Here is a 12,825-nt window from a genome sequence, read left to right on the forward strand (position 1 = left end):
TCCAATTTTTCTGTCATATATTCTCCGCCGCCCTCAGCGCCACTCTCAACGCTTCCAGTTTATTCGCCACTTCTTGCAACTCTGACGGAATAGTGGATTTGGCCACCACACCAGCTCCAGCCTGGAACCGAAGCTGATTGTTTTCAGAGACAAAAGATCTGATCAAAATCGCATGGTTGAAATCTCCATTGAATCCCAGATATCCGATAGCGCCACCATAGAAGGTTCTGGATACATTTTCCAACTCATCGATTAATTCCATTGCCCGGTATTTGGGAGCACCGGAAAGCGTGCCCGCAGGAAATGTGTCGGCCACCAATTGGAGTGGATTTGTCCCTTCAGGCAATTCTCCTGTGACTTTGGAAACCAAATGGATCACATGGGAGTAATATTGAATTTCTTTAAACACCTCCACCGTAACTTTTTCAGACGACCTGCTCAGATCATTTCTGGCCAGATCCACCAGCATGACATGCTCAGAGTTCTCTTTGGGGTCATCGTAGAGTTTGCGAGCCAAAGCGGCGTCTTCCTGGTCATTGCCCGTTCTCCTGAATGTACCGGCTATGGGATAGATGGTGGCTTTTTTATCCTTGACCACTATCTGCGCCTCCGGAGAACTTCCAAAGACCTTGAAAGAGCCATAATCAAAATAGAATAGATAAGGAGAAGGATTTACAGATCTTAGGGCACGATAGACATTGAATTCATCTCCTTTAAATCCCGTGCTGAACCTACGTGAAAGAACGATCTGGAACACATCACCCCGAAAGCAATGCTCCCTTCCCTGATTCAGAATTTTAAGAAATTCCTCATCTGTGTAGTTGGATTCTTCCTCTCCCACCCGTTGAAATGTATAGCTAGGTATGTTCTTGTTGTTCAAGAGGCGCTCAATCTCCTCCATCTTCTCGCTGTTTTCGGCGCCTGCCACCCGATGTTCCAGTAGATGAAGCTCATTCTTATAGTGATCCACTACAATGACATTCTGATAAACAGAATATTGCATCATAGGAACCTCTGTAGGCTCAGTATTCTGAAGTCTGATATCTTCAAAGTACGCCACCGTATCGTACTGGATATAGCCAAAAAGACCGTTGGTGCTAAACTTAAAATTGTCCGGAGCTACGTCAAATTTATTTCCGAAAGCCCTGAGGCACTGCATCAGCTTCTGGTCAGAACTCACTTCATAGCTTTCTTTTAGCCCAGAGGGCAAGCTTTCCACTACCTTGCCTGCATTGAAGGTAAATGTGGCCAGTGGGTTGAAGCAGATGTATGAAAAACTGTTTTCCTGCCCATGATAGTCAGAGCTTTCAAGCAAAATCGGATTGGCAAACCTGTCCCTTATCTGTAGATAAACACTCACTGGAGTAATAGTATCCGCGAGTCGTTTTCGGTAAGTAGTAAGGATAGGAAATTTGATTTGAGTCATTCGTGGTCGATTTTTTATGAAAAAAGGCTTACCGGAAATCCAGTAAGCCTTTTATACTATGTCGTAACGCAAAATTACATGCAGGGGCTTTCTAAACTTCCTTTTGGAAAGAGTAAGAATGCCACCACCAGTATTTATTTGCGATTGTTTTCATAAGAATAAGGGCAAATTTAGGAAGGGATTGTTAAGGACAAAGCATGGAAACGATTTTTTTTGAAAAAGTATGAAATATTTTCTTCTCCCTTACGTATGGATGGTAATCTGTGAAAAATACAAAACTTGATTATTGGAATTTTATAAAGTAGGCATATCTTCTTTTTCTTTATTGTATCACCTACATGACTTACCTATGGACATCTCAGCTTATTTTCTCCGATGAGAATTATTGCCGAAGGAAAGCCGCTTCTGGATAAATGGCTGCTGGGATATGATCTCAGACTACATAATCCAGGCCACCATAGCTTATCCATGAGCAATGCCCCAAACCAAATCTGAATTAAGTCGTTGATATGTAAAACAATACCTAACACTATGAAACTGATCAACTCACTTTTAGCTATGATTATGCTGGCGGGTATTTGCACAGCTTACGCACAACAAACTTCAGAATGGAAATCCCCCATGCATGAAGTACAGTTCATATCGGAATCCGGTGATGATGTGAAAATGGAAGTGGACAAAGGATATAAATATGCTAATTTAGAATTTGACGGACGAAAGTTCCACCTATTTTATAACCGAGATTTGAATCAAATAAAAAAGGCAAGAATAGTTGAGCCTAAAACCCAATTGGAAATTGCCCGGGGCAGAGGCAGTTATTTTTGGGGGTCCGCACGGCTTGAATTTGTAGATGGGGAAATCCTCAAGGTAAAAAGAAAAAGAAATGCCAATGGATACGTAATAACAGGGCCATCGGGGCCAATTTTCAAAGTGGAAAACCACGCCATTTCCGCCGTCAAAACCTATAATGAAAAAGAGTTTTTAACCCAGGCGTTTTATGTATTCGACCGGATAAAAACAACCCAAAACAATCCTTCCGACGTAATGATATTTTACTCAAATTATTACCAAACCAGTTCAAATAAGTAGTTTTGGTAAAAACTATGGCAAAATCATTTCCCCAGTATTTTAAGCGCATTTTTGACGATTATCAGGTTCTAGTCCAAGTTGACCCTGATACCTTTACAGGCATAGAGCTAATTGTACATCCTGACGGAAAAATCGAAAAAACCGAAATGGAATTTGATGAGGAGATTTTTGAGGATCTGGCAGAAGATGATTTCATTCATTGTAATGTGCTGGAATTTCAGATGCATCTGGCAAAGACTAAATAATATGGTTAACCGCAATGATGCCAGTAACCAAAACTTCTTCGGTCACCTAGTCAGAAGGCCTAAGACGGGTGTCAGAAGAAGCCTAAATGTTAGTGTCAACCAAATCCTATAATGCAATGCTTTCATCTCGTTTCTGGCAGAAAAGCGGATATACGCACATACTAAGTGATTTCATATGCTTGTTTTTCAGTGGTCATATGGGATCTTTGACGATTAAAAACAATCATTGTCATGTGTGATTTAATAATGACTTTTATCATGTCGATTTCCAATTTGAAAATTAATGCTCCTCATAGTCAGTGCTGAAAGCGGCAAATATCCAATTGGGGCAGAAGAATATTGTAAACATTGATTTTCTACTTACCTTTGCACCGGCGGCACGACCAGCTCCTGCTGAATCCCCCAGGTCCGGAAGGAAGCAAGGGTAGGTGGTTGAGCGGTGCGATGCCGCTTCTTTTTTGCCCTATTTTTTCCTACGGCTCCCCAATCAGGTTACAATTCTTGATTAATCTTCTAACTTTGTTACCCACAATCAAATCCATTTGGATTTATCCTATTTCGAGCTTTTACCCCTTCCTGAGAACAATAATCCGCTAGGTGTGTAAGAGCAAGGAATAGCTGAATCCATACCTATTAAACAATTCAAACATGAAATTCTTTATTGACACAGCCAATCTAAGCGACATTCGCGAAGCTTATGACCTTGGGGTATTAGATGGCGTAACTACCAACCCTTCCCTGATGGCCAAGGAAGGTATCAGCGGAAATGAGAAAGTAAGAGCCCACTACAAAGCCATCTGCGATATCGTGGATGACAAAGTAAGCGCAGAAGTGATCGCCACTGACTTCGACGGGATGGTAAAAGAAGGAAAAGAACTGGCAAAGATCGATGACAAAATCGTGGTTAAAATCCCGATGGTAAAAGACGGCCTAAAAGCACTTAAATACTTTCAAAGTGAAGGGATCAGAACCAACTGCACGTTGATTTTCTCCGCTGGCCAGGCACTTTTAGCTGCCAAAGCCGGGGCGTCTTATGTATCTCCTTTTATAGGAAGACTGGATGATATCGCCTTTGACGGAATGGATCTGATCGCCCAGATCGTCCACATATATGGCAACTACGGCTTCGAGACCGAAGTGTTGGCAGCCTCTGTAAGACATACCATGCACCTGTTGAAATGTGCTGAAGTAGGAGCAGATGTGGTGACTTGCCCCCTCAAAGTGATCACTGGCCTATTGAACCACCCGTTAACGGATTCTGGTTTGGCAACGTTTTTGGCAGATCATGCCAAAGCAGCCGGAAAATAAGTAACGAAGGCCGGCTCTTGTCGGCCTTTTTCAAATTCCCCCTATGTATATTATCAAAGTAAAAGGCAAAGCAAAAATCCCTGATTACATTCAGATCAGGGACGAAAACTTTGTTTTGGTAGCTTACTTCAGAGCAGATAGGCCGCTGAAGAAAATTGAGAAATTCGGTCTGGAGGGCAAGGAAAAAGAACTGGAGGCGTTAATCTTGGATCTTCCTTTTGGGAAATTGCAAAAATTAGAATTATAAGAATGGATTTCAGCACCCAGCCTGTATTGCAGGTAAATCAAGCGACCATCTTTCAAGGTATCGACCCGATCCTAACTGATGTCAACTTCTCCGTGGAGCAACACGAATTTGTGTTTCTGATCGGCAGAACAGGCAGCGGGAAAAGCTCCTTATTAAAAACACTTTATGCCGATCTGGCGTTACGAAATGGAAGCGCTGAAGTGGCAGGCTTTGATCTAAGATCAATCAAAACCAAGGACATTCCGTTTTTGAGAAGGAAAATCGGGATAATATTTCAGGATTTTCAGTTATTCAATGACAGAAGTATAGCCGAAAACCTAGCCTTCGTCATGAAAGCCACTGGGTGGAAGGACAAGGCAAAAATCAATGCCCGTATGTCTGAGGTACTTCTGCAAGTAGGGCTGCACAATGCCTCAAGTAAAATGCCCCACCAACTATCCGGAGGTGAGCAGCAGCGTGTGGTAATTGCCAGGGCTCTATTAAATGAACCCTCAATACTGTTAGCTGATGAACCCACTGGAAATCTGGATCCAGATGTAGCAGACGGGATCTTCAAGCTCTTCCAGGATATCAATAAAAGGGGGACCGCTATATTGATGGCAACCCATAATTACGATTTACTTCGTAAGTATCCGTACAGAGTCCTTAAATGTGAAAACGGAGAATTAAAGGACAGTCAGACACATGATGTCTCTTATGGATCCTCTTATTAAGAGAAGGTCTTTACCATTCAAAAGGTTTCTAGCCAAAAGATTAAATATAGTATAAGGTCAGTTCGTTGATATCACTCTTACAATTCGCACGATGAAAACAACCATTATTTCCAAAGCTTCCTTATTGCTGGGCATGATTATATTACTGGGCTCTTGCGACAAAAAGGATGATCCTACGCCACGCGTGTCCCCTGACTCCAATGAAGCAGCCAATAATTGGATACTGGCAGTAATGAGTGAAGTGTATTATTGGCTTGATGATATAAGAACTCCTATAGCTGTCACCTCTGATCCTACCCAGTATTTCAACTCTCTTTTAAATAAGCCTACAGATCGATTTTCCGCAATCTATCCTGATTACCAGGAATTAATCAATAGCCTCAGTGGAATTTCCCTTGACGCCGGGTATGAATTCACCTTGTTTAGGGCATCCGAATCAAGCAACGATGTGGTTGCGGAAATAACCTATGTAAAGAAAAACAGCCCAGCAGAATCTGCGGGAATTGTCCGGGGCGACGTTATTACGGCGATTAACGGAACCACTCTGACCCTGGATAATTACCAAGGACTTTTAGGACAAATCCAGGAAACACACAGCATTTCTTATTTGAGCTATAATGAAGGGCAGGATATTTATCAGGCTCAAGAGGACATTTCACTTACCCCTATTGAACTACAGGAAAATCCAATTTATCTGGACACGGTGTACACCATAGGCTCTCAAAAAATCGGCTATTTGGTTTATAACTTTTTTGCCCCAGACCCTGGCAACTCCTCCGGAAGTTACGATCTGGAATTAGACGAAATATTCGCATCCTTTAAATCTCAAAGTATAAATAGCCTCATAGTTGATTTTAGATATAATGGTGGGGGCTATGTAGGCTCTGCAATTAATTTGGCAAGTCTTATTGCGCCGGGTGTGTCTAGTACTACCGTTTTTTCAAAAACAAAGTACAATGACCTGATCTCTGCCGCAATTCCGGAATTAAATGATGTAAAGACAAATTTCTTAGACAAATCACAAAACGTTGGAGCTTCTCTTGAGGGAAATGCAGTATATGTTCTTACCTCTAGCCGCACAGCCTCTGCATCAGAACTCATAATCAATGGACTAAAACCTTATATGGAAGTCTTTCTTATCGGAGAACTGACTACAGGTAAAAATGTGGGCTCTGTAGCATTTGAAGACGAGGAAAATCCCCAAAACCGCTTTGGTATGCTACCTATTGTATCTCAAAGTTTCAATAGCCTAGATGAGTCGGATTATTCAAACGGCTTTGCGCCAAACATCCAAGCATTGGAATATGAGGAAAGGCTAAAACCTCTTGGAGATGTCAATGAAATCTTGCTTCGCAAAGCCATTGAGCAGATCACCGGAACCCCATCTTCAGCTCGATTCAAAAAACTAGACAGGGTGGACCAGGGAAGCTCACTTGATTCCAAGGTCAGATATGGCAGGATGGTCGAAAACAACATCTTTAAATGAATGAAGGATCTGGCTTCTTATAGGGAACTTTAGATAGATTACTCAGTCGTATAAAAAGCATAAATCTTCACTCAGTTTCTTTAGCTTAAGTAAGCCATGCTGATCGGCTGCCAATCTGCAAACAGCTGATTTTCTTGCAATCAACACAATCCGATAAATCGAGACAGGCTACAACGAAACCTGATGCATAATCCGGGATTAATCCCAGTTTTTCTGTATCGGCATTCCCATTCATTATCAAATCGTTAAGTTTCAGATCTTGGAAGGCTGACTGAAGTTTTGCTGTTAAATTTGATATTCAATTCTAAAAGCCATGGAAATCGCAGCAAGTTTCATCCTTATTTTAACTGTATATTTTTTAGGTTGTTTGGCACTTGTGCAAGAGATCATCAGACCTAGAAGGCAGTTGATTATAGAAAACAATAAAAAAGGGCAATGGGTAACTAATTATCCAAAGATCATCTCACTGAGTTTTGGCATTTCCTTATTAACCACTTTCATTGCATACTTCCTGTTTCTCAGTTAAAAAACCTTACCTAATAAAATCAAAGGGCTGCCAAATTCTTCTGGCAGCCCTTTAGTGTTTAAACCTTTTACTCAAACAAATCAAACTTCAGTCCGAAGTTAAATCTGGCATTATAATATTCCGCCTGCATAGTCCTTGACCTTATACCTTGATAGTATCTCAGCGGCTGATTGGTCAGGTTGTTTCCTTCAAGGAAAATCCTCCATTTTGGGGTAATCGAATAGGAAGCGTTCACATCCAAAAATGTCTGTTTGTCGTAATAGCGGTCTTCAAATGACTCACCACCCAATTCATCCAGATAATCAGAGGCGTAGTTCAGAGACACTCGCATTACAATACGCTTGTTTTCGTAGGACAATGATGCATTGAACATATTATCTGCTGTCCCTGGCAATTCAATAGAATCATTTTCCCTGCCTTCTACTCCGTCTGTGGATGATTTGGTATAGGTATAGTTCAAATAGATTCCGAATCCTTTCCATATCTGGCGCTGAATCGAAGCTTCCAAGCCATAAACTTTGGCTGAACCACCATTCTCAGGTCTGGAATATTCCAGTCCAGAACCAAATAAAGGATCTGTATAGCCCTGGGTGGTGATTGTATATACGAAGTCATCCAAGTTTTTATAAAAGCCACCCAAGGAAATCAAGCCTACATTCTGAAAATATTGCTCCCCCATCAAGTCAAAATTCATGGCCGTAGTTGGCTTTAGATTTGGATTACCCCGTGACAATTCCTCATCTTCAGGACTAAACTCCGCATAGGGAACCAAGTCAAAATAATTTGGTCTGGCTATGGTATTGGTCCATGCAAACCTCAATACACTGTTTTGATTCCAGCTATATTTCAGGTGTACCCCAGGCATTATGTTAGTGTAACTCTGCTCGCCTTCGGCAGAAGAAAACTCTTCATTATCCAAATCAAATATATTTCCCACATAATCTATAGAGGTATGTTCCAGTCTCACACCTACTACAGCAGATAGCTTATCGGTAAACTGGTGATCCGCCATTACATACCCTCCTGTAATATTCTCATTGGCTCTATAATTCCCAGGTACATATTCCCCTGGCTCATCGTTCTCCTCAAACAAACCGGTGTTTTTTAAATTCAAACCGCCCAAATAGGTTGGTGACATAAATGTACCGGCTTGGTATTGAGTCCCTGCGAGAAAACCAGGATCGGAATAATCAGTGTTCGGTACGTCTCCAAGATTCTCACCAAAAGCCTCCTCATCCAAGGGTTCATAAGTGAAGAAGTTATTGTCACGCTCTTTAGTCTTGCCTCTATACCTGGCTCCAAACTGAAGTATGCCTTTAGAGCTATAAGGCAATTTGAAGTCAAGTTTGCCATTTAGATCACGGTCAAACGTATAGCCATATTGCTCTGAAAGCTCATTAAATCCAATACCCAAATTGTCTGACTGATTTGTCAAATAGGCGATAGGTTTATCCGGGTTAGAAACGTCCACGGTCACATCTTGGTTAGAAGATCTGTAGGAAACATAGCGTTCAAAGGGCCTTTCCTCTGATGCTTTTGCATACGTGGCAGACCAATCCATCTTTAATTTATTAAAGAGATGGCTACCTCCCAAAGTGGTATTGTAAACCCTTTGATCTTCCAGTCTTGTGGCCTTATTTCTGTCACTGTCCACGCCTCCCTTGGTTTGATATTCTACTCTGCCTTTGGTCAGATATCTATTTGGACTGACCTCCATGAAATCCCCTCCTTCAAATGACCGATCAAGCTGACTAACTCTCATTCTGAACCTATTCTCCCAATCGTCCCGGTGGTTGTACATCCCAGAAAGGAATAAAGTATGATTGTCATTGATATCATAATCAAGTGCCAAGGAGGCAGATCTACGGACACGCTGGACAGTATATTTCCTGATATCAAATTCTTCTAATACCACCCCATTGTCATAATTTTTCCACACCGCCTCAATATTATCAGAGCCAAAACGATGGTTGCTGTATGAGCCGGAAAAAATCACACCCAGCTTGTCATTAAGAAAACGGTTGCCGATAATAACCCCTCCTGTCCAAATCGGTTTATTGGAAAGTAGATTGACCCCTGAAGCGGCTGTGCCCGAGACCCTCAGGGCATTGGGAGCCTGGCGGGTGACAAGATTTACAGAACCACCTATTGCATCAGCATCCATACTTGGCAGCACAGCCTTATTTACCTCTATGGTCTGGATCATGTCTGAAGGTATCAGATCCATCTGCACGTTTCTATTATCGCCTTCCGCAGATGGAATCCTTTCTCCGTTCAGTGTCACAGAATTCAGATGTGGGGCCATTCCCCGGATGATGATGTCCCTGGCTTCCCCCTGATCGTTTTGCATAGTGACCCCAGGAATCCGCTTTAATGCATCTCCAATATTCGCATCGGGAAATCTACCTATTTGATCAGAAGACACCACATTTGTAATATTCGCATTATTCTTCTGCTGATTGAGAGCCTTGGCCTGGCCTTTTAAGCGATCCCCTAACACTACAAATTCCAAGCTTTCAATGGTTGTCTCTCCCAATTTAAAATTCAAGGTGGATGTCTTCCCTTTTTCTATGGATACCTGATGGATCACGGATCCATAACCCAGATATGAAACCTGAACCTCATACGAACCTTCCCGAAGATCTACTATGGAATAATCCCCGTTTTGATTGGTGACTGTCCCCAGCGAAGTGTTTTTCAAAACCACGTTTGCTCCAGGTAAAGATAGATTTTCAGAATCTATCACCCTCCCCTTTAATACACCTTGACCAAGTACCTGTTGGCCCAGGCAAAAAACAAGAAGTAATGTAAATGCACCAAGTAGTTGCTTTTTCATAAGTTAAGATTAAAAGATTACTTTTTAGATTTTAAAATATCCCCAGCTATATCCTCCCATCGGTAGATTTGAAAGGTTTTGTCATCTGACATTGCCACAAAAAGACCATGTGGGAAATCAGACCCCAACGCCTGACTAATAGATTCTGAGCCATCGCTGGAAACTGTACTGGTGGGGATTTTGGTGATTAATGGGTGCTCGTGAGGATTGGAATCGCTGCCTTCCCGAGGAAAAACATGAAAAAGATCAGCCCCTTGGTCTGACACCAAAATATACCCCGTGGTATCGTCCAGTTTGTAAATAGAAATACCCTCATGATCATCGGAGAAGCCTTCCTTGGCAAAAAATGCCAACTCCTCATTTCCTTTGGCAGGATCAGCGTGGTATTTTTTCACTCCTACCCCCTCATCGGAGTAATAGACATAGCCAAGTTCGGCATCTACGGCTATGGCCTCAATTTCCTTTTTGCCAGAGTAAGAACCGAATTTCCGCACCAAGTTTAGGGTGATTTCACCATCCTGCCCCAGGATTTCATACTGCCATAAATAAGTCCCGTCTGTAGGCCCGTTTTTCCTGCCGGCGATCACATAGTTTTTCCCAGAATCCTTATCCTGATAAACAGCCACTCCCATCAAGTCCCTGAAGTCTGTCCCTGTCTCACCTTCATATACCTCCACTCCTCCTGCATTGATCTCCTTCATATCAGGAAGGCTGAAAAACCTCAATTTGGACGTCATACGCTCCCCTGTGACGGCAAAGTCAACAGTTCGATCTCCCAAGTTCAGACCATACCCCACATCCACATTATTAGGTCGCTGAATATCACGGACAATGAGTGAGTCGATGGCATTCCCTTTCAGATCAAAGACGTACAATGCTCCTTCAGCATCCTTATCAGTACCAATGATGAGACTTTTGGCCGGTTCACGAAAGTTGACCCATACTGCGGGATCATCAGTGTCATGCACTACTGAATCGGTCACATAGATTGGCTTCACCAAACTTTCCGCTACAGTTTCTACTTGTTGCTGGACTGGCTTGCTACAGGAACTTATAAGTAGTCCCACTGCAGTCAATCCATAAATCAGTCTGTTTGTTGTCATAAAATTTTGAATGATTTTGATGCTACAATGTTAGCTTAGTCTGTAGCTTGAGACTAGAAACGACTGTTATCAATTGGGCAACAACAAAAAAAGTGACCGTTAACAGAACCTAAACAAAATATCAAAAAACAAACATAATGTATTGAAAATGAGTTGTTTAATGTATATTAAAAATAGATTAACAAATTGTAAATCATATACAAAGCAGAAATTGCTGTAAACTATCGTCCTTTCGGAGGTTCAATTTCTTCCGTAGTCGATAGCGGGAAATGCGGAGACTATCCATAGAGATCCCAAGCGAGGAAGCTATTTCCTTGGAACTTAGATTAAGACGCATCAGACTGGCAAGTTTCATTTCAGCCGGAGTCAGGCCGCCGGAACGGGCCTGAATATTTTTGAAGAAATCCTGATGCACTTTTTCAAACGTCTGTTTGAAATCATCCCAATCTGTATCATGCGAAAAATTAAAATCAATTTGTTTGATCAGGTTTCTTATCCTCTTTTTCTGCTCCTTGGGATCTTCTTCCAAACTACTTTTCAGCTTGGACTGTATATCCTCTAGCATCCTGTTCTTATCGATGACATGGAGGGTTTGGGCGGTAAGGGATTTTGAATGGGCCTGATCCTCAGTTTGCATCTTCAGCTCGAGCAATCTGAGGTTTTCCTTTTCGGTATGGATGAGCTGCTCCTTTATCAGCAAAAGTTCCTCCTGCCGTTTCAACAATTCTTTATTTCCTTTTATTTTAAGTTTTTGACGGTTGAAAATCACCCACCCTAGTATGAAGAGAAGGCAAACCAATGTCAAGAACAACCACCTCATTTTGGTGTCAAAATCCCGGGCTTGCTGCAGCTCCTTTATCTGCTGATTCTTGGTAAAAAGATTATATTGAGCTTCCTGAATGGCCAGCTGTCGAGAGGATTCCACCGAATAGACCAGGTCACTGAGCCGTCTGCTTTGCTCCAGATAATCGAAAGCACTCTTATATTCCCCCATAGCTGCATATACTTTTGAAATATCTACAACAGCTGATTTTTGTTGATAAACCAAACCGAGTCGCTGGCTCATCTCAGCAGCCTTTACAGAATACTCTAATCCCTTCTCATACTCTCCAGTTTTCCGGAACACATCACCCAGATTATTCAGGTTACCTATGACCTTCAGACTATCCCCTAATTGCGAATTTATCAGAAATGCTCTATGGAAATTATCATAAGCTGAGTCATATCTTGCCAAATCCTCATATATGCTGCCAATGTTTTCCCGCACAAAAGCAATTTGGGATTTCATTCCGAGAGACTCAAAAAGCTGGAGGGACTCAGTTTGATAGTCCAATGCCTTTGAATATTCCATGCTTTTCTCAAACATCCCACCTATAAAACTTTTGGTCTCAGCTTTACCTTCCTCATCTCTGATTTCCCCATAAATCCTCAGCGCTTTTTCATGTCTTTGAAGCGCACTTTCAGTGCTTTTTATCTTGTAATAGACTTCTCCAAGCACATTGTTTGCTTGGGCAAGCAGCTTCTTTTGTCGACTTATCTCAAAGATATGTTCCGCTTCATATAGTGCTTCGGTCGCATCCTGAAACATGCCAAACTGGAAAAGTATATAACCACGCAACAATTGGCATTGACCAGTCAAAGAGTCAATTTCGGCACTTCTGCTTTCTTCCAGCAACTCACTTGCTATTATAAAAGCCGATTCCGGAGCACTTTTGGAAATAATCCGTGCAGAATCAAGTCGTGAAGCTATAGCTTTGGGATTTTGTGCTGAAGAAGTAGCTGATGAAAAACAGTATAGGATTACAGCTAAACCATAGATATGTATCAGACCTTTCATAACCCACAA

Annotated in this window: 11 protein-coding genes and 1 other RNA gene; 8 read left to right on the forward strand and 4 right to left on the reverse strand. The window is 41.9% G+C overall.

Annotated features, from left to right (window positions below):
* Nucleotides 1–13: 13 nt before the first annotated feature.
* Nucleotides 14–1,426, reverse strand: coding sequence for an anthranilate synthase component I family protein (locus tag LZF95_RS13555; protein WP_233755617.1), 1,413 nt, complete (start codon nt 1,424–1,426; stop codon nt 14–16).
* A gap of 531 nt (nt 1,427–1,957) precedes the next feature.
* Here LZF95_RS13555 and LZF95_RS13560 point away from each other — a divergent pair.
* From LZF95_RS13560 to LZF95_RS13595, 8 genes are all read left to right on the forward strand, one after another.
* Nucleotides 1,958–2,515 (forward strand): hypothetical protein, encoded by a 558-nt coding sequence (locus LZF95_RS13560; RefSeq protein WP_233755618.1) that lies wholly within the window; start codon nt 1,958–1,960, stop codon nt 2,513–2,515.
* A 14-nt stretch (nt 2,516–2,529) separates the two neighbouring features.
* On the forward strand, nt 2,530–2,760 hold the full coding sequence (locus LZF95_RS13565) for a hypothetical protein (RefSeq protein WP_233755619.1): 231 nt from the start codon (nt 2,530–2,532) through the stop codon (nt 2,758–2,760).
* Nucleotides 2,761–3,129: 369 nt separating this feature from the next.
* Nucleotides 3,130–3,220, forward strand: an RNA gene (ffs, locus tag LZF95_RS13570) — signal recognition particle sRNA small type.
* A gap of 188 nt (nt 3,221–3,408) precedes the next feature.
* A complete protein-coding gene (gene fsa, locus LZF95_RS13575) occupies nt 3,409–4,068 on the forward strand; it encodes a fructose-6-phosphate aldolase (protein WP_233755620.1) in 660 nt (219 codons plus the stop codon).
* Nucleotides 4,069–4,111: 43 nt separating this feature from the next.
* A complete protein-coding gene (locus LZF95_RS13580) occupies nt 4,112–4,315 on the forward strand; it encodes a hypothetical protein (protein WP_057939972.1) in 204 nt (67 codons plus the stop codon).
* Nucleotides 4,316–4,317: 2 nt separating this feature from the next.
* On the forward strand, nt 4,318–5,028 hold the full coding sequence (locus LZF95_RS13585) for a cell division ATP-binding protein FtsE (RefSeq protein ID WP_233755621.1): 711 nt from the start codon (nt 4,318–4,320) through the stop codon (nt 5,026–5,028).
* Nucleotides 5,029–5,119: 91 nt separating this feature from the next.
* Nucleotides 5,120–6,514, forward strand: a complete 1,395-nt coding sequence (locus LZF95_RS13590; RefSeq protein ID WP_233755622.1) for a S41 family peptidase — start codon at nt 5,120–5,122, stop codon at nt 6,512–6,514.
* A gap of 313 nt (nt 6,515–6,827) precedes the next feature.
* Complete coding sequence (locus LZF95_RS13595) at nt 6,828–7,040, forward strand: hypothetical protein (RefSeq protein WP_233755623.1); 213 nt, start codon at nt 6,828–6,830, stop codon at nt 7,038–7,040.
* A 67-nt stretch (nt 7,041–7,107) separates the two neighbouring features.
* Here the strand turns inward: LZF95_RS13595 and LZF95_RS13600 are convergent, their stop codons facing one another.
* The 3 genes from LZF95_RS13600 to LZF95_RS13610 all read right to left on the reverse strand — a co-directional run bounded on the left by LZF95_RS13600 (nt 7,108) and on the right by LZF95_RS13610 (nt 12,816).
* The gene (locus tag LZF95_RS13600; protein ID WP_233755624.1) at nt 7,108–9,876 is read right to left on the reverse strand and encodes a TonB-dependent receptor; all 2,769 of its coding nucleotides are present in this window, start codon (nt 9,874–9,876) and stop codon (nt 7,108–7,110) included.
* Between the two features lie 17 nt (nt 9,877–9,893).
* Nucleotides 9,894–10,979: a phytase gene (locus LZF95_RS13605; protein WP_233755625.1), complete on the reverse strand. Its 1,086-nt coding sequence runs from the start codon at nt 10,977–10,979 to the stop codon at nt 9,894–9,896.
* 193 nt (nt 10,980–11,172) lie between these two features.
* The gene (locus tag LZF95_RS13610) at nt 11,173–12,816 is read right to left on the reverse strand and encodes a tetratricopeptide repeat protein (RefSeq protein ID WP_233755626.1); all 1,644 of its coding nucleotides are present in this window, start codon (nt 12,814–12,816) and stop codon (nt 11,173–11,175) included.
* Between the last annotated feature and the right edge of the window lie 9 nt (nt 12,817–12,825).

This window comes from Algoriphagus sp. AGSA1, from assembly GCF_021390545.1.
GTDB lineage: Bacteria > Bacteroidota > Bacteroidia > Cytophagales > Cyclobacteriaceae > Algoriphagus.

Excerpts from the sequence above, each read along its gene's own strand:
- fsa (WP_233755620.1), top strand. The coding sequence starts at position 3,409 with ATGAAATTCTTTATTGACACAGCCAATCTAAGCGACATTCGCGAAGCT.
- LZF95_RS13560 (WP_233755618.1), top strand. The coding sequence starts at position 1,958 with ATGAAACTGATCAACTCACTTTTAGCTATGATTATGCTGGCGGGTATT.
- LZF95_RS13565 (WP_233755619.1), top strand. The coding sequence starts at position 2,530 with ATGGCAAAATCATTTCCCCAGTATTTTAAGCGCATTTTTGACGATTAT.
- LZF95_RS13605 (WP_233755625.1), bottom strand. The coding sequence starts at position 10,979 with ATGACAACAAACAGACTGATTTATGGATTGACTGCAGTGGGACTACTT.
- LZF95_RS13555 (WP_233755617.1), bottom strand. The coding sequence starts at position 1,426 with ATGACTCAAATCAAATTTCCTATCCTTACTACTTACCGAAAACGACTC.
- LZF95_RS13590 (WP_233755622.1), top strand. The coding sequence starts at position 5,120 with ATGAAAACAACCATTATTTCCAAAGCTTCCTTATTGCTGGGCATGATT.
- LZF95_RS13580 (WP_057939972.1), top strand. The coding sequence starts at position 4,112 with ATGTATATTATCAAAGTAAAAGGCAAAGCAAAAATCCCTGATTACATT.
- LZF95_RS13595 (WP_233755623.1), top strand. The coding sequence starts at position 6,828 with ATGGAAATCGCAGCAAGTTTCATCCTTATTTTAACTGTATATTTTTTA.
- LZF95_RS13610 (WP_233755626.1), bottom strand. The coding sequence starts at position 12,816 with ATGAAAGGTCTGATACATATCTATGGTTTAGCTGTAATCCTATACTGT.
- LZF95_RS13585 (WP_233755621.1), top strand. The coding sequence starts at position 4,318 with ATGGATTTCAGCACCCAGCCTGTATTGCAGGTAAATCAAGCGACCATC.
- LZF95_RS13600 (WP_233755624.1), bottom strand. The coding sequence starts at position 9,876 with ATGAAAAAGCAACTACTTGGTGCATTTACATTACTTCTTGTTTTTTGC.